Below are 18,461 nucleotides of genomic sequence, written 5' to 3' on the forward strand. Positions count from 1 at the left end.
ATGAAAAAATACATAGTTCTATTCTTACTGATCTTAATAGGAACTTTTTCTTTAAAAGCAATAAGTGATTTTAAGAAAACAACAGAAATAGGATCTATTTATTCTAGCAAAGAATATGCTCAAACATTAAGAAAAGACCTTTTTTCACTAATGATGGCCTATCCAAAATATATTATAGATATAGAAATAGTAAACAACGATCAAGTCTATCTAGTATTAAAGTCAGGCCAAAAACTATTATATGATGATAAAAAAGAAAAAAGTCAGTCGGAAAAACTGGAAAACCCAGATTTACAGGATATGATGGAAGAAGTATATTTTCTTGGTCCCATCGATAGACTTATGCCACAGAATTATAATCCTGGCAGATTAAGAGTTTATCCCCTGCTAAAGGAGGTATATGGAAGTCATCAGTCAGAAATAGAAAAAAATCTTACAGGGATAACAATCAACGGCGGACATCACCGTTTTAATCACAATAACTCGGCAGCAAACTTTCTTAAAAGTGCTATAACAGAATTAAATCACTTAGCCCAAGATCACCCTGCCCTTTGGGGATATATGTATCCTATAGGAGGAACTTATAATTTTAGGCACATAGCCAAAACCAACCGATTAAGTCCCCATGCCTTTGGTATATCTATCGATTTAGCCAGCAACAAAAATGACTACTGGCAGTGGACAACAAGAGCAGCAGGAGAAAAACGTCTAAAGACTTACCCTGAAGCTATCGTAGAAGTAATGGAAAAGAACTTTTTTATATGGGGAGGAAAATGGGGCCAATTTGATATTCTTCATTTTGAATATCGACCAGAAATAATCATAAAGGCACTATATTTTAACAACGAAAAAAAGGATCTCTGGTATGAAAACCTTCCAGTAGAAGATCTGCGGGTATCAAACACAATATGGTTAATAGAAGAAAGACTTCAGCAGTTTCCCGCTGCAAGTCCGCAGTGAATTCCTTCCAACAAGCTGAAACATCGGGAAATCAAGATAAACCCCTAGAAATGTATTTGTAGGGGTTTATTATAAGATTAACTTTTAGACGAAATATACTATTATATAGTAAGATAAATACCTCTTATTCTAATCATACTCCTCCAAGTAGGAGTAATTTTTTCCATCTTTCTGCCAGCCTAGGATTGCTTCCATATTGACATTTTGTGCTGCTCTAAATATAGACTTATCTACGCTTTCAAATTTAGTTTTTAGTTCTTTAATTAGGGCCTTCACCTCATAACGTTTTGTCCCTATTTTTTTTGCCGCTACCATACAGGCACAGTTTAGGGGCCAAATACCGCTATGATCTGTAAAATCAATAATAGCCTCCTCTTCTATATGGTATAAAGGTCGAATCAGCTCTAATCCTTCAAAATTCGAAGATTTTAATTTTGGCAGCATAGTACTAAAGTTCCCTGTATATAGTAGATTTAACATTGTAGTTTCAATCACATCATTAAAATGATGCCCAAGGGCCAGCTTGTTGCAACCTAGCTCTTGTGCCTTCCTATACAATGCCCCCCGTCTCATTTTTGCACACATATAACAGGGATAATCCTTTGCTACATTATCTACAATTCTAAAAATCCCTGAATCAAAGATATGAACGGGAATATCTAGATGCTGACAGTTATCCACTAGTAGCTGTTTGATGCTATCATGGTATCCAGGGTCCATCGCAACAAACTCCAACTGAAAATTATCCCTGCCATGACGTTTTAGTTCTTGAAATAACTTTGCCATCAAAAGACTATCCTTACCACCAGAAATTGCTACAGCAATTTTATCCCCATCTTCTATCAACTGAAATTCTTTGATGGCTTTAATAAATTTGCTCCATATGTCTTTTCTATATGTTGTAATAATACTCCGCTCTATTTCTTGAAGAGATTTTCTATCACTGAAGGGAATCAGCTGCTCACAGCCTTTGCCTGCAATATCACTCATTTTATCACCTCTTTTAAAACTTAAGCTTAGAAAGAGCATCCGCTAAAGCGGTATTGATTGGTTCCTCAGCTTGCTTTTTTTGCTCTTTTAAATATCTAGACACTTCTTTCTTAGAAACCTTGTCACCTGCACTTTTCTTTCTTTCATTGAAGGCAGAAAGTTTTTCTCTGTGGCCACAGCTGCAAACAAATATCTGACCCTCACCCTCACCTCTTAATTCAAGTTTTTTACGACAATTTGGGCATCTAGCATTGGTAATTTTCGCAACAGCCTTTCTGTGACCACACTCCCGATCTTGGCATATCAGCATTTTGCCTTTTTTCCCATTGACCTCCAGCATGTATTTTCCACACTCTGGACACTTGGTTCTTGTAAGATTATCGTGCTTAAATACATCTTCACTATTTTTTATTTCCCTTACAACTGTTTTTGTATAATCTCTCATTTCACCAATAAAGCTCTCCTTTTTAAGGCTGCCTTTAGAAATAGCTGCTAGCTTTTGTTCCCATTCAGCAGTTAAAGCAGGAGATTTTAAATCTTCGGGAACCAGTTGCAGCAATTGCTTTCCTTTGGAGGTGATGAAGATATCTTTTCCTCGCTTTTCGATTAAGAAGGTATTAAACAGCTTTTCAATAATATCTGCCCTTGTGGCTACTGTCCCAATACCACCGGTTTCTCCTATCGTTTTAATTAAATCTTTGCTTTCATTTATCATGTATTTTGCTGGATTTTCCATGGCGGAAAGAAGACTTCCTTCATTAAAGGGGGCAGGAGGCTTAGTTTCCCCTTTCGTTTGAAAAACATTGGCTATCTTCAAAGTATCTCCCTGCTTCAAGCTAGGCAATAATTGATCTGAAATATCCTCCTGTGTATCTTCATCTTCAAATTTATTTTGATAAACTGCTTTCCATCCCTCTGCAATAACAATCTTCCCTTTAGCAATAAAGTTTTCTTCTCCTATTTTAGCTTTTATCGTTGTTTGCTCATACTCAAAGAGAGGATATAATACTGCAAAAAAACGCTTAACAACTAGATCATAAATTTTTCTTTCCTTGTCACTCAACATACCCAAATAAGCTGGCTCCTCTGTTGGTATGATGGCATGATGATCTGAAACCTTGTTATTATCTACAAAAGATTTATTCCCTTTTATTGAAGTTTTCAGTATCTTTGCAGCTATGAATGTATAGGGCCCAACACCACATGCCTTTACCCGATCCTTCAGTGTATCTACAATATCCGAAGAAATATACCTAGAATCTGTCCTGGGGTAGGTCAATAGCTTATGACCTTCATACAGTTTTTGCATGATAGAAAGAGTTTCTTTTGCTGAATAGCCAAAAATTTTATTGGCATCCCTCTGTAATTCTGTCAAATCATATAATTGTGGAGAGAAGCTTTTTTTGTAGGTTTTATTTACTTCTACAACTTTTGCATCTTTTTTCTCCACTGCCATAAGAATTTTATCACACTTATTTTTGTCAAAGCTTCTCATATCCTTTGTCTGAGCATCCTGCCATGTTAACTTTAGCTTATCTGCCACAGCTGTGATACCATAAAAACTCTTAGACTTAAAGTTTTGAATTTCTTCTTCTCGCTTTGCAATCATAGCCAGGGTTGGTGTTTGAACCCTGCCGCAGGAAAGCTGTGCATTATATCTACAGGTTAAAGCTCGTGTAGCATTGATACCTACCAACCAATCCGCCTCAGCCCTTGCAACCGCTGAAGTATAGAGATTTTCATAATCTTTTCCACTTTTTAATTTGCTAAAACCCTCTTTAATCGCCTTATCAGTAACAGAAGAGATCCAAAGACGTTTTACCGGCTTTTTTACATGGGCTTTTTCGATAATCCACCTAGCTACAAGCTCCCCCTCTCTGCCTGCATCAGTGGCTATAACAATTTCATCAACATCCTTTCTGCTAAGCTGCTGTTTTACAATATGGAATTGTTTAGCACTTTGCTTGATGATAATAAGCTTTAAATGTGGGGGTAGCATAGGTAAATCTTCGATTTTCCATGACTTATACTTTTGGTCATAGACTTCTGGATCTGCTAATGTCACCAAATGCCCTAAGGCCCAAGTAACAATATATTTTTCTCCTTCTATAAAACCATTTCCTTTTTTGTGACAATTTAAAACTCTAGCTAAATCCCTTCCTACGGAAGGTTTTTCAGCGAGTACTGCTATTTTTTTCATAACAACAATCCCTTCAAAATAACTACGTTTTATGATAATATGCTGGCTTAAGTTGTGCAATAACTGAATGTAGTGTTAAGAATTGCACAAGTCGAATTTACTTCGAGGATGTAGTACTTAATCTCCCATTTACATAAGTAGATAATCCAAATCTTTGATTTAGTGTTAGTCACTTAGTTTGTTCATCTAGAAGCGTAGGTCTTAGTAATACACCAAAGGATAAAATTTACCTTTAAAATTTTGCCTAAGCAGTATACGCTATATTATAACAAATCCTGCTTTATCTATCTAATATTAACACAAAACACAAATCCTATGAAGTATTCTTAAGGAATCTATTACTTTTCCTAAATCTTTGCTATTTTTAGATGTAATTTTCATCAATATATGATATAATACGCACAGATTGTCAAATTTTAAGAAGAGGAAGGTAATAACGTGATTACTGTAACAAATGTCAGTTTACGCTATGGAGATCAAAAACTTTTTGAAGATGTAAATATAAAATTCACCCCTGGTAATTGCTATGGTGTTATAGGTGCCAATGGCGCAGGAAAAAGTACTTTCTTAAAGATTTTATCAGGAGAAGTTGAACCCAACACTGGAGAGATCAGTATTCCCTTTGGTATACGTATGTCGGTTTTAAAACAGGATCATTATCAGTATGATGCCAACCAAGTACTAGAAACGGTTATCATGGGTAATGCAAGACTTTATGAAATTATGAGGGAAAAGGATGCTATCTATGCAAAGGTAGACTTTACTGACGAAGATGGTATAAAAGCTTCTGAGTTAGAGGGGGAATTTGCAGAATTGAATGGATGGGAAGCTGAATCAGAAGCTTCTTCTCTTCTTCAAGGTCTTGGTATCAAAACAGACCTTCATGATAAAAAAATGAGTGAACTTTCAGGTGCCGAAAAAGTAAAAGTGCTCTTGGCACAAGCTTTGTTTGGAAAGCCTGGAATTCTAATTTTAGATGAGCCTACCAACCACCTGGATATTAAGTCCATTAACTGGTTGCAGGAATTTTTAATTCAATTTGAAGGAACAGTAATTGTTGTGTCCCATGATAGACACTTCTTAAACTATGTATGCACACATATTACCGATGTAGACTTTGGTCAAATTAAGTTATACATGGGTAATTATGACTTTTGGTATGAATCCAGCCAACTAGCCCTTCAAATGATGAAGGATCAAAATAAAAAGAAGGAAGAGAAGATTAAAGAACTTCAGGAATTTATTGCACGTTTCAGCGCCAATGCTTCTAAGTCAAAGCAAGCTACTTCTCGTAAAAAATTATTAGACAAAATATCTCTTGATGATATCCAACCCTCTACTAGAAGATATCCTTATGTAGGTTTTACACCTTCAAGGGAAGTAGGTAATGAAATTCTGACTGTAGAAAATCTAACAAAAACCATTGATGGAAAGAAAGTACTGAACAACGTCAGTTTTAGAGTTGCCAAAGGGGACAAAATCGCATTTGTAGGAGAAAGTGAAATTGTTAATACCACCCTATTCAAAATATTGATGGGGGAAATGGAGGCAGATAGTGGAGAATATAAGTGGGGTGTTACCATCACCAATGCTTATTTTCCTAAGGACAACTCCCAGTTTTTTAACGATGTTGACCTTAACTTAGTAGATTGGTTACGTCAATTCTCTGAGGAGAAATCTGAAAGCTATCTTCGCGGTTTCTTAGGTAGAATGCTTTTTTCAGGAGAAGAGGCTTTAAAACAAGCCAATGTACTTTCTGGAGGAGAAAAGGTGCGCTGTATGCTTTCTAAGATGATGTTAAGTAACGCCAATGTCTTAGTCTTAGATCAGCCTACAAACCATTTAGATCTTGAATCTATTACCGCTCTAAATAATGGTCTCAAGGATTATAAGAGTAATATTCTCTTTACATCCCATGACCATGAATTTATCCAAACCATAGCTAATAGAATTATTGAAATTACAGATTCAGGTGTAATTGATAAAACAATGACCTATGATGAATATTTAGAGACTAAAAACCTGTAGGTAGTGTGCAATATACCGCTTCAACAGATGAAAACAATATTATGATAAAAAATAGTGACGAATGCTTTTAGCATTCGTCACTATTTTTGCTATGTATGAGATTTTCTATAGTTACAGCGCTTCTGAACTACAAAGACGTTTCTTATCATTACAGGTTCGACCACATTTACTACATACATGGGTAGCATCTTTTACTATTTTTTTATACTCCTTTAAATTCTCCTTTAACTCTTTCTTTTTAAGTTTACATAGCTTTTTTTTGTCTCCCATTTTTATCCTCCTTACTCAAAAATGTCATATGTCTACGAAAGTCTTAATGATTATATAGTTAAGGGTTGTATCATTTATTGGTAAGAACTAATTGTAATTGATAATTTTTATCAAATTCTCTTTCTATCATTATAAATGAAAAAAAGGACTTTGTCACTGAAAAATAATTTTAACAACTCAAGTTAACAAGTTAAAAACCATACTAATTTTTCTAGTATGGTTTTTAACTTGTTAACTATTATTTATTTTGTTTTTCCTTTGCAATTGCATCTGCTAAATCGTTCAGATACATCCATCGTTCCATCTTTTCCTCCAACTGTTGCTCTAGCATTTCCTTTTCATTTAATAGTTGTTGTAAGCGTGCATAATCTGAGGATGCTTCGTGAATTTTTTCTTGCTTTTCTTGGATTTTTTCCTCAAGACCAGCAATAATATCATCTATTTCTTCATATTCTCTCTGTTCTTTGAAGGAAAACTTCAGGGGTTTTTCCTTCGATAAATTAGAGGTTTTACCATCAGCTTCTTTAGACTTCTTTATTGAGATATGACTTGGTTCTTCAATTTTATTTATAGCATAATTTATTTTAAAGTCTGAATAATTTCCTGTATATTCAATGATCTTCCCCTTATCTTCAAAAGCAAATATCTTTTCTGCCATCCGATCTAAGAAGTATCGATCATGGGAAACCGCAATCACTGCTCCTTTGAAATCTTCAAGATAATCCTCTAAAATTGTTAAAGTTTCTATATCAAGGTCATTGGTAGGCTCATCTAGAAAAAGGACATTAGGTGATGCCATTAAGACGCTAAGTAGATACAATCTTCTTTTTTCTCCGCCCGATAGTTTTCCAATAGGTGTCCACTGCAAATGAGAAGGAAACAAGAACCTTTCCAACATCTGTGATGCTGTTATTTTATCTCCCTCTGCTGTAGTTACATATTCTGCCGCTTCTTTAATATACTCTATCACCCTTAAATCTTCCTGCATATGTTGATTTTCTTGGGCATACACACCGATTTTTACAGTTTCTCCTATCTCTATCTCTCCAACATCCGGTTGCAGTCTACTGCTCATGATATTCAGAAGGGTTGATTTCCCTCTACCATTTGCTCCTATAATCCCGATCCTATCATTTCTAAGCAAAGTATAGCTAAAATCATCTATCACTTTTTTGCCATCAAAGGACTTATTTATATGTTTCATCTCAATGACTTTTTTTCCCAAGCGGGTGGAGGCCACAGAGATTTCTACACTTTCATCAGGAACATATTTATTTTCTTCACTGAGCTTTTCAAAACGATCAATTCGAGCTTTTTGTTTGGTGGTTCTTGCTTTTGCACCTCTTTTTATCCAAGCAAGCTCTTTCCTCAACAGGTTTTGTCTTTTTTTCTCATTGGCTGCTTCGATTTGTTCTCGTTCCAGTTTCTTTTCTAAAAAACTGCTATAATTCCCTTGATAGAGATAGATATTTCCTCTATCTAATTCCAGCATTTCATTTACTACGCTATCTAAAAAGTATCTATCATGGGTGATCATCAAAAGAGCACCCTTTCTTTTATTAAGATACTGTTCTAACCACTCAATGGTGTCATTGTCCAGATGATTGGTAGGTTCATCTAAAATTAGCAGTTCCGATGGTTGAATCAAGGCAGCTGCTAGGGCAATCCTTTTTCTTTGTCCTCCAGACAATGTCCCTACCCTTGCATTATAATCACCAATTCCTAATTTAGTTAATATCATCTTTGCTTCACTTTCTATGTTCCATGCCTCTAGTGCATCCATATCATGTGTAAGCTTTATTATTTTTTCATTAGGTGTATTGGGATCATAAATAGCTTCTTGATAGTCTCTTATTAGTCTCATCACCGGGGAGTTACCTCTAAACACCTGCTGCAATACAGAAGCTTTCGCATCAAAGTAAGGATTTTGAGGAAGATATTCTATCCTGACAGCATTTCCTTTGATAACTCTCCCTTCATCTGGTGTTTCCAACCCTGCAATAATTTTTAATAAAGTGGTTTTGCCTGTACCATTAATACCTATTACACCTATTTTATCTCCTTCGTTAATACCGAAACTAATCCTGTTCAATAATTGTTTTTCGCTATAGCTTTTTGAGATGTTTTCTGCACTTAAAAGATTCATGTTATTCCCTTTCTCTATCACCATTTGTTATTCTATTTTCTTTATAACACATTCAAGAGAAAAGAGCAAATACTTTCCTATCCTTCTGCTATCTTGGGGCTTTCCTAGTATTTTTGCTGGTGGATCTGGAACCTCTACCCGTAGTCTTTTTGTCTTGTGCAGATTTTTCTTTATTGCTGTTGAAGGCTTTTTTATTGTCGGTACGCTTTCCTTTTCCAAACTTCTTATCCTTAGAAGGACTTCTGTCTTTAAATTTATTATTTTTCTTATTTTTTTCTTCTCTGAATTCCCTCGCATCCTGTGTTGATTTTATACTTTTTTCTCGTTTCTCCTCATCTGATTTCTGTCGTTCTATCTTCATGTTGATCCCTTTTTCTATTAAGGCTAAGTTATGTTGATCCCTTGGTGTTACGAAGGTAATGGCAACACCAGTCTGACCAGCTCTCCCTGTACGGCCTATACGATGAATGTAAGCTTCTGCATCCTGTGCTATATCATAATTAAATATATGGGTTACTCCTTCTATATCTAATCCTCTAGCAGCCACATCTGTCGCTACAAGAAGCTGTATTTCTGCTTTTCTAAAGGCCTTCATTACCTTCTCACGCTTTGCCTGACTCAAGTCCCCATGTAATTCATCTGAGGCATAACCCCCTTCTATTAAAGCTTCATTCAAAGCACTGGCACGACGCTTTGTACGGCAAAAGATAATGGCTAAAAATGGATTATACTTGCCCAGGGTTTCAAAAAGTGCCGCCTGCTTGCGTCTATCGGTGGTTTCAATAACAAGCTGCTTGATTTCATCTAAGGTTATTTTATCGCTTTTTACTCGTATATGAATGGGTTTATTCATGTATTGTGAAGCTAAGTGATGTATTTCTTTAGGCATTGTAGCGGAGAACAACATCGTTTGACGGTTTTTTGAGGTCTGATGTATGATTTCCTCTACTTCCTGTAAAAACCCCATATGAAGCATTTGATCCGCTTCATCCAGCACCAACATCTTTAATTGACGAAAATCAATGGTTCTTCTTCTTAGGTGGTCTAAAAGCCTTCCTGGCGTACCAATCACCATATGTACATCCTGTTTTAATTTCCGAATCTGTTTGTCTACATCTTGTCCGCCGTATGCTGCTAACACATTGATACCCTTTGCAGAGATAAGTTTTTTAGCTTCGTTCGTAATCTGAAGTGCCAGTTCTCTGGTAGGGGTCATGATTAAGGCTTGTATAAAAGGTTTTTTTACATCAATATTTTGCATAATCGGCAGCATAAAAGCAAAGGTTTTTCCCGTACCTGTCTGTGCTTGAGCAATCACGTCTTTGCCCGTCAATAGTGGTGGAATCGTCTGTGCCTGTATGGGGGTGGGCTCAACAATACCATTTTTATTTAATAGATTCTCTAGTTCCGTATCAATGCCAAGGTTAAAAAAGTTTTTTCTCATATTCATTTCCTCTCTTGTTTTTAATTGTCTTCATTATTATTGGTAACAGCAGTTCAGTTCATTCTACCATAATTGCTATTCTAAATAAATTGTTGCACAATCTAGCCCATATCTAAAAGAGCTGTTCTCATTTTACTTTGGACAGCTCTTTTAGTAAAGTTCATGTTAAGGTTTAAATATAACATTAAGGTAAAATCCTTGAAAAATCAATAAATATCAAGTTAATCTATATCTTCAACTTTTATAGCTTTATATCATCTACAGCATTTAACCATGCCTCAATAGGAGGAATGATAGACCTGATACAGCCGTCTTCAAAAGGATTTCTTAAACCTGCTAACGCCACAAGCTCTAAAAAGGATTTACTACCTCCTGCTTTACAAAGAGTTAGGTAATACTGCCATGCTTTTTCTTTGTTTTCCTTAGCCATGGTCCAAAATTGGAAGGCGCAAACTTGAGCTAAGGTATAATCTATATAGTAGAAAGGATTGCCAAAGATGTGCCCCTGTCTAAACCAAAAACCACCTCTATCTAAGAAGCTGTTGGCTTCATAGTCTCGATGGGGTAAGTATTTTTTTTCAAGTTCCCGCCACATCCTTTTTCTTTCAGCAGGGCTTGCTTCTGGGTTTTCATATACCCAATGTTGAAATTCATCTACCAAAACACCGTAGGGAATAAATAATAATGCACCACTTAAATGAGCAAATTTATATTTTGTTACATCTTCTTGAAAGAATAAATCCATCCATGGCCATGCGAAAAACTCCATACTCATAGAATGAATTTCACAAGCCTCCAAGGTAGGCCATATATACTCGGGTACTTCGTAGTTTCTGCTGCAATATACTTGAAAAGCATGACCGGCCTCATGTGTCAGTACATCTACATCCCCCGATGTTCCATTAAAATTGGAGAATATAAAGGGTGACTTATACTTGCTCAAATAGGTACAGTATCCTCCTCCCGCTTTGCCTTTTTTCGTTACTAAATCTAACAGCTCTTTTTGTAACATATAGTTAAAAAATTCATCGGTTTCTGGTGATAACGCTTCATACATTTTCTTTCCCTGATCAATAATCCAGTCAGGAGAACCTTTCGGAAAGGCATTTCCTGTTAAAAATTCCAAAGACTCATCATAATATTTCAAGCTGTCCAGCTGAAGTCTTTTTACTTGTCTTTCTCTTAGCTTTGTAGCTAATGGAACAACATCTGCTAAAACTTGCTTTCTATAATTAGCCACCATTTCTGCATGATAATCGGTTCTCGTAAGCCTTGCATAAGCTAAAGCTACAAAATTTTCATAACCTAGTTTTTTTGCAATGCTGGTACGAACCTTTACAAGTCCATCATAGATTGCATCAAATTCTTCCTCTTTTTCCACAAAAAAGCTGCTGAATGCCTCTTGGGCTGCCTTCCTTACACTTCTATCCTTTGATTCCATAAAGGGTATCATTTGAGACAGATTTCTTTCTTCTCCTTCAAACATGATTTTTGCTGAAGCCCTTAGTTTTGTATATTGACTTGCAAGTTTATTTTCTCGTTGAAGGTCTTGAATCACCTCGTCTGAAAAGGTTTTAAGTTGGATTTCAGCTATCCTAAAAAGCTGCTCTCCCCATCGTTCTTCAAGCTGTTTTCTATGCTTAGAATGTGTCAATGCCTGATGGTACTTATGAATTAAACCCTCATAGACAGGTCTTATCTCATCAATAAAGTCATTTTCCTTCTCATAGTATTCATCCGTGGTGTCGATGGTATGTCTTATATGTACTAAAGCCTCCATGGTCTCAAATTCACTTCTTAGTGTGTTGATTTTTCTCATAACATAATCTTGAATCGGAAAAGAACTTGCATTACTAAACTGACTTAATAGGGTTTCAAATTCCTTCTGAAACCTTTCCATATTAGGTCTCTTGTATTGATAATCTTTAAAAGTTAACATCTATGTCCTCCTATCCTTGTTTATCCTAACACTTCATTTTCTTTGCTACATTTCCCATCTAGAAAACCCTCGAACCATCTCTATGACGCCGTTATTTTTTTATATGGATATGCACCTATACATTTTAATATGCTAAGGATTAAGCTTTCCCTATAGTTTTTGGCGAAACTGGCAATTCATGCTACTACATTCTTTACAATCATGAACCTTTGGAACCAAGGGAAGACTTTTATCAGCCCCATACATAAATGTCATGGATTTTAAAGGATCTAGCATAAAACCTTCTGTAACCCTAGCGGCAATAGGTCTTCTCTCCCCCTCATTCAACTTCGCAAGGATTTCTTCTTGTAGTTCCAGCGGGATCTCTTTTTGACCCGGCTCTATTTTGCCCGTTAAGCCAAGAAATCTTTTCTCTGCTTCAATAAATACACTGTTTGCTACTTCATCACTTATAGAAAACAACATCTGATCTGCCATACTATCTAATAATATGCCCTTAAAGTAGTTTCCTATTTCAAAATAGTACTGTATACGGTCGCTTACTTTGTTATCTATGGAAACAAAGCAATAAACAATATGACTGCAGTTGTTTACCAACTGGTATGGACCCTCAAAACACCTTTTTTGATATTTATAAACACCTATAGGATCTGCCAGCACCTTTAACTCTCTTAACAAAGCCTCATACTGCTGATAGAGGGTATCATCAGGTTGACAGTTTATCCTGTCAAAAATCTTTGCTCTGTCTATTTTCCACTGAAAATCTTTTATCATCTGCATCATTATTTATCAGCATCCTTTTTTTCGTTATTCCTCTATCGGTACTTTAGGTCCTATGAGGTCCAGTTGATAAAAAACAAGGTTAAGCCACTTGCCAAACTTATATCCTGCCTTCTCTATTTTTCCAGAAAATCTAAAGCCCAGCTTTTCATGAATTTTTATGCTTTCTTCATTGGCTTCATCAATTCCTGCTACCAGCGTAGCAAATTCTCTTTCATTAGCGATTTTAATGATTGCCTTCATCAGCGCAGTTCCCACACCCTTGTTCCTGGCATTTCTATCGACATATACAGAGTGCTCAATGGTATACTTATAGGCTGGCCATGCTCTAAAGGGGCCGAAGGTGGCAAAACCAAGAACTTTTTCGTCTCCTTCAAACACTAAGACAGGATATCCCTCTTCCTTTTTTTTATTATACCAGATTTTTCTGTCCTCTAGGGAATGGGCCTTGTACTGATAAACTGCTGTAGTATTTATAATCGCATCATTATATATCTCTAAAATATTTTGTAAGTCATCTTCTGTTGCTTCTCTTATCATCTTTTTTCCTCCTTGTATAAATAAAATGCATTGGCTAAGGGTAATTTAACCAACGCATTCAATATTTTATACCAATCTTACATATTTTTATTATACTTATTAGATAGTAGATTAAACCGTCTTTTTACGAATATTTCTTACCATATCTACCAATTGATCGATTTCTGGTTTGGTAATTTGTGCATCCGCCCCGACACTTAAACCTTTATGTTTCAAATCATTGCTGATAATGGAAGAAAACAAAACTACTGGTATATCCTTTAATTTTTCATTGCTTTTTATGTTTTTGGTTAAAGTTAAACCATCCATAATCGGCATCTCAATATCAGTAATAACACAATATATTTCATCCTTAGAAACTTTTTCTAAATAAGATAGCGCTTCTTTACCATTACTAAACTTTTCTACGATTGCTCCAGCTTTAGTAAAAGACTCGTTTACAACTTTTATTAAAAAACTTGAATCCTCGGCTACTACAAGTTTCTTCCCTTCTAGTCCCTCTATAATCTTTGATTCCTTCAATGCCAATGATGGATCTATATCTGCTAGAATTTTTTCAAAATCTAGTATTAACACCAAGTCATTTTCTTCAGTTTTAACAATTCCTGTTATAGGTGTCTCATTTTCATTTACAATAATCGATGAAGGGATTTCAATGTCTTCCCAAGAAAGTCTTTTAATCCCTACCACTGAACTGACCTCAACAGCAAAGTCACTATTGTTGATATGTATCAAGATGAAAAGTCTTTCATTTAAAGGTTTTTCACAATTCTTCTTTAACGACTTAATTAAGTCCATTACCGGTATGACTCTGCCCCTATAATTAATAATTCCCTTAACATTTTTATGAGCATTTGGAATTTTTGTAACCGGCTGAGCTGTAATGATGCACTCTACCTTCGCCACATTAATTCCTAACAAACTATCTCCTACTTTAAATATAACGATTTCCAATTCATTAATACCGCTCTCTAAAAGTATCTCTTGTTTCAATTTAAAACCTCCTTTTCTGTGGATAATTTATTTTAATAATTTTTATTATACGCTTCTATTTTATGGCTATTGTAGCTCTATTTTATTATTTACCCCAAGGACATTCACATAATCACCAATGTACTTATACCAATTTGTTGATCCTCTATGGATTTACAACCTGTTTTCAATGTCTTTATCATAAAAGTTGCATATTTACAATTCAATAATTATATTCGACATATTTTTTAGAAAACCTTTTTTATCAAAAGGAAATTTTAAAAAGTCTATAGCCTGAGAAGCAAGAAAAATGCCTATTACTCCTAATACAATCCATTGAACTTTATGAAACATCCTTCTTATGACCTATTTACTTATTTAATTTTTTTAAAATTACGACAAATTTTGCAATATCTAATTGAAACAAGTCGACAGAGGTGATATACTTGTAAACACAAGTAAATCTTTTCCATTAATGTAAATTCAAGCAGCAAACAAGGCTTCAAATTTCACTTTAAATTCCTATGAATGGAGGTATTGTTATATGGTAAAAAAATTAATCGTGAAAACCAATAGCTTGTTTAGTAAGATTTTCTTTACATCAATTCTCTGTATTATTGTACCTATGTTAATTAGCTTTATCTATGCCAGCACATCTTCTACCCGTTCGTTAGAAGATGCGATTGTTAGTACCTTATCCTCTTTAACCGCTGAAAAGAAAAATCAAATAGAAATTGCTTTGCAGGGTGAGGTAAAATTGATTGAATCTATGGCAAATCAACCCTTTACTGTAGATACATATCAAGAGTTTGCAGAAACAAATCAGCTAGATTCCATAAAAGCAGAAAGAATTTCTAACATTATTGAAGCAAGCCGAAAAAATTCAAATGGTCTATATGAAAATGTCTTCTATACTTGGTATGATGATGCAAAAGTTATAGTGCTGATGGATGCACTAGGTGGAGAATCTATAGGCAGAGAATTAGATACTACTGGATGGCGCCATGGTTTTCTACGAAACCCAAAGGCTGGTGTAGGAGGCCATAATCTTTCACCTGTGACACAGAGGCCTGTTATCCTAGCAGCTGCTCCTATTTTTACTAAGGATTCTCAACAGCTCCTTGGAACTATAGAAAAAGCCTTCGATTTGGAAACAATGACAGAAGGCATTCTTAAAGGAAATTCTAAGCATAACGTGCAAACACTTTTGATTAATTCATCGGGACTTGTTATTTCATCCGAAGATCAATCACAGGTTCTCAGCTTTGATTTTAGCAAAGAAGAGGGAGACATAAAAGATTTTTATGAGGAATTAATGGCTAATCCTTCTGGCTATAGTTTCTTTACAATGAATGGCGTTAGAAATATAGCCGCCTATGAGAAAAGTGATTATTTAGATATGTATATTATAAGCCTTATGCCTACATCTCAATATCTTTCACAAATCAATGCTCTTAAAAAGGGCTTAAGCATTGTGGTAGTCATCAGCATTATTATAGCTACATTTATAACCATGCTGCTTACATCTAGAATTACCAAGCCTATTCGGAAGGCTGTAGAACATATAAAAATCATAGCTACTGGAGATTTTTCCCAAAGTATTCCAGAGAGATACATGACACTTAAGGATGAAACCGGGACCTTGATGACCTCCATGGATATGATGCAAAAGTCTATTAAAGATATGATTAAAACAATTCTTCAGGAGTCTAGAAATTTAGAAGATTTCGTTGTTGAAACCAACCATCAATTATTAGAGTTAAATTCGCAGGTAGAAGATGTATCAGCAACAACAGAAGAAATGTCAGCCGGTATGGAGGAAACTGCAGCTTCAGCAGAAGAAATGAATGCTTCTTCAAATGAACTTGAAAAAGCAGTGGAATCGATTGCCCAAAAGGCACAAGAAGGGGCTGTAACTTCAAGTGAAATAAGTAAAAGAGCAGAAAATTTGAAAGAAAATGCTGTTACATCTCAAAAGAAAGCAGACGATCTACGCAGAAGTGTAGATACAGGTTTACGGTCAGCTATAGAACAATCAAAGGCAGTTGACACTATTAACTTATTGGCAGAATCTATCTTGCAAATCACAGCACAAACCAATCTCCTTGCCTTGAATGCTGCAATAGAAGCTGCTAGGGCAGGGGAAGCTGGTAAAGGGTTTGCGGTGGTTGCTGATGAAATTAGAAAGCTTGCAGAGGACTCTAAGAAGACGGTTAATAAGATTCAAGAGGTTACGAAAACTGTCATCTCCTTGGTAAAAGACCTAACGCAAAACTCTGAAAAGGCATTGGATTTTATCGAAGTAACTGTACTAAATGACTATAAAGCGATGGTTGATACAGGAGAGCTTTACGCCAAAGATGCTGAATCTATCGAGGATTTAGTTACTGATTTTAGTGGAACTGCACAAGAACTAAATGCTTCTATACAAAATATGGGAAGGATCATCAATGAAATATCCATTGCTAATAACGAATCAGCAGCGGGCTCTGAGAATATAGCTGAAAGAGCATCTATCATTTCTCAAAAAACTAATGAAGTCACAGGGGTTGCAGCTAAGTTAAAAGAAAGCTCCCAACGGTTAAAAAGTGTTGTAGATAGTTTTAAGATATAAGTCTTTCAATAAGGGGTTTTAGTGATTTCATGAAATAAAAGCATCAAAAGAAAGCCCTATGGCCATCCTTTTGATGCTTTTTTCTATAAGTCTCATTTTATATCCCGCTTCTAGATTCATGAATCATTCTAAGGTAGGATTTTTTGAATCCCATTTTTTCATACAGTTTAATTGCTCTATTGTTGTTTTGTTCAACATGGAGAGAGATGTTTCCATTAGATACCTCTATTGCTTCACTCAGAAGCTGCGTAGCAATACCTCTGCCTTTAATCGTCCTCTTGGTAGCAATATAACCTAAATGATAGGTAGGTATAAAGTTCTCAAATCCTGTATGAACAATCACAGCGGTTCCAGCTAATTGGTTATTGTAATAGGCCATCAGTACAAACCCTCTGTCAAAAGCCGATTGCAATGCTTCTTTGATTTCATACAGAGGGTCCGTATACTCCATTAACCATTCATTCATGAGGTTAACGATTTCATCAACAGACATGTCTACATCATTTTTTTGAACTCTTCTTACATCTAAGTCTACACGACCATCATCTAATAGAATAACGTGATTTCCCTCTGACAAGTTGCCATTCTTTGCTTCCTTCATAAATCCTGCCACGGCATAACCATTTTCTGTGCTAAACTTAATATTCTCAATGCTTTTAAATTCGTTTGTATATTTTACTAATTCTTCTTCGCTTATTCCAGTAATCTTACCATTGGCATCATAGATTGAATCAAGAGCATCTTGGGCAATAGAACTATTAAAGTTTAACAAATGTCTATTATACTTGGTAACTTTGATTTTTTCATTAGGTAAAGAAATAATTTTTTCGCTATTTTTTTTAAATGATTCATAAATTACATTGCCTTCATTAATTGTACAGCTATACAGCTTAGGAAGTTTTTTTATACTGTCATTAATCCATAGTTGTCTAAAACCTAAATTAAGGGCAGAAACTGAAAAACCATAACTCATTAGAGAAAACACACTATCTATTTCCCCCTTCACCTGTTGATGTAACTCATCCGCTATAAAAGATAATGATGTCATATTGAGGATATTGTTTTCCATTCCCAAACTGGCATTATACCACTTATTTTCTTCAGACAGTTTTTTGCTATAGCTAATAGCATCAAACTGTGTTTTACCATATTCAATTACTTCAATATTATCTTTATGAAAAATCTTGTTTTTTGCTACTTTACTATTAATAGGAAAAACAAAGACACATTTGATATCATAGTATTGAGATATTAATGCTAGAGACTTGGATAGTGCACCATAGGTTCCCACGCATAGGGTCCTTTTGTTGATAGAAATAGCATCTTTCACTAATAGATATGCTAGTCGGTCAATCCTTTGTCCTGACGGATTATTTCCCTCAAGTTTTAGGTAAATCTTTGAAATACCTAGCTCCTTTTCAAGACTTTCTGCTCTTACCAAAGGGGTTTTACCCACCATGTTGATAATCGTATTTTTATTCATTTTTACCTCCTCTTTATTACAAGCAAGAGAACAGATGTATTGCTTTGTAGCCTCCATAAAAGAATTGTACAAAGGGCTGTCACTCCTGCGACTTC

13 protein-coding genes are annotated in these 18,461 nt (G+C 35.3%); 3 read left to right on the forward strand and 10 right to left on the reverse strand.

Going from position 1 to position 18,461, the window contains the following annotated elements:
• Nucleotides 1-960, forward strand: a complete 960-nt coding sequence (locus BJL90_RS20160; protein WP_070972475.1) for a M15 family metallopeptidase — start codon at nt 1-3, stop codon at nt 958-960.
• Nucleotides 961-1,089: 129 nt separating this feature from the next.
• Here BJL90_RS20160 and BJL90_RS20165 read toward each other — a convergent pair whose 3' ends face one another.
• Both BJL90_RS20165 and BJL90_RS20170 read right to left on the reverse strand, forming a co-directional pair.
• A complete protein-coding gene (locus BJL90_RS20165; RefSeq protein WP_070972477.1) occupies nt 1,090-1,950 on the reverse strand; it encodes a tRNA 2-thiocytidine biosynthesis TtcA family protein in 861 nt (286 codons plus the stop codon).
• Nucleotides 1,951-1,963: 13 nt separating this feature from the next.
• Nucleotides 1,964-4,150, reverse strand: coding sequence for a DNA topoisomerase III (locus BJL90_RS20170; protein ID WP_070972479.1), 2,187 nt, complete (start codon nt 4,148-4,150; stop codon nt 1,964-1,966).
• A gap of 438 nt (nt 4,151-4,588) precedes the next feature.
• Here BJL90_RS20170 and BJL90_RS20175 point away from each other — a divergent pair, with 438 nt between their 5' ends.
• A complete protein-coding gene (locus BJL90_RS20175) occupies nt 4,589-6,178 on the forward strand; it encodes an ABC-F family ATP-binding cassette domain-containing protein (RefSeq protein WP_070972480.1) in 1,590 nt (529 codons plus the stop codon).
• A 111-nt stretch (nt 6,179-6,289) separates the two neighbouring features.
• Here BJL90_RS20175 and BJL90_RS22480 read toward each other — a convergent pair whose 3' ends face one another.
• The 7 genes from BJL90_RS22480 to BJL90_RS20205 form a co-directional block, all read right to left on the reverse strand.
• Complete coding sequence (locus BJL90_RS22480; protein ID WP_169824248.1) at nt 6,290-6,448, reverse strand: hypothetical protein; 159 nt, start codon at nt 6,446-6,448, stop codon at nt 6,290-6,292.
• A gap of 238 nt (nt 6,449-6,686) precedes the next feature.
• Nucleotides 6,687-8,594, reverse strand: coding sequence for an ABC-F family ATP-binding cassette domain-containing protein (locus BJL90_RS20180; protein ID WP_070972482.1), 1,908 nt, complete (start codon nt 8,592-8,594; stop codon nt 6,687-6,689).
• Nucleotides 8,595-8,682: 88 nt separating this feature from the next.
• Nucleotides 8,683-10,038 carry a DEAD/DEAH box helicase gene (locus BJL90_RS20185; protein ID WP_070972484.1) on the reverse strand — a complete coding sequence of 452 codons (1,356 nt, stop codon included), beginning with the start codon at nt 10,036-10,038 and terminating at the stop codon, nt 8,683-8,685.
• 241 nt (nt 10,039-10,279) lie between these two features.
• Nucleotides 10,280-11,977 carry a M3 family oligoendopeptidase gene (locus BJL90_RS20190; RefSeq protein ID WP_070972485.1) on the reverse strand — a complete coding sequence of 566 codons (1,698 nt, stop codon included), beginning with the start codon at nt 11,975-11,977 and terminating at the stop codon, nt 10,280-10,282.
• 150 nt (nt 11,978-12,127) lie between these two features.
• Entirely contained in the window at nt 12,128-12,760 is a 633-nt protein-coding gene (locus BJL90_RS20195; protein WP_070972487.1) for a hypothetical protein, read from the reverse strand.
• A 24-nt stretch (nt 12,761-12,784) separates the two neighbouring features.
• A complete protein-coding gene (locus BJL90_RS20200; RefSeq protein ID WP_070972489.1) occupies nt 12,785-13,297 on the reverse strand; it encodes a GNAT family N-acetyltransferase in 513 nt (170 codons plus the stop codon).
• A 111-nt stretch (nt 13,298-13,408) separates the two neighbouring features.
• Nucleotides 13,409-14,290: a chemotaxis protein CheV gene (locus BJL90_RS20205; RefSeq protein WP_070972491.1), complete on the reverse strand. Its 882-nt coding sequence runs from the start codon at nt 14,288-14,290 to the stop codon at nt 13,409-13,411.
• Between the two features lie 523 nt (nt 14,291-14,813).
• Here BJL90_RS20205 and BJL90_RS20210 point away from each other — a divergent pair.
• Complete coding sequence (locus BJL90_RS20210) at nt 14,814-16,883, forward strand: methyl-accepting chemotaxis protein (RefSeq protein ID WP_081562132.1); 2,070 nt, start codon at nt 14,814-14,816, stop codon at nt 16,881-16,883.
• A 97-nt stretch (nt 16,884-16,980) separates the two neighbouring features.
• Here BJL90_RS20210 and BJL90_RS20215 read toward each other — a convergent pair whose 3' ends face one another.
• Nucleotides 16,981-18,438 (reverse strand): pyridoxal-phosphate dependent enzyme, encoded by a 1,458-nt coding sequence (locus BJL90_RS20215; RefSeq protein ID WP_236904969.1) that lies wholly within the window; start codon nt 18,436-18,438, stop codon nt 16,981-16,983.
• Between the last annotated feature and the right edge of the window lie 23 nt (nt 18,439-18,461).

It is taken from the genome of Clostridium formicaceticum, from assembly GCF_001854185.1.
Lineage (GTDB): Bacteria > Bacillota > Clostridia > Peptostreptococcales > Natronincolaceae > Andreesenella > Andreesenella formicacetica.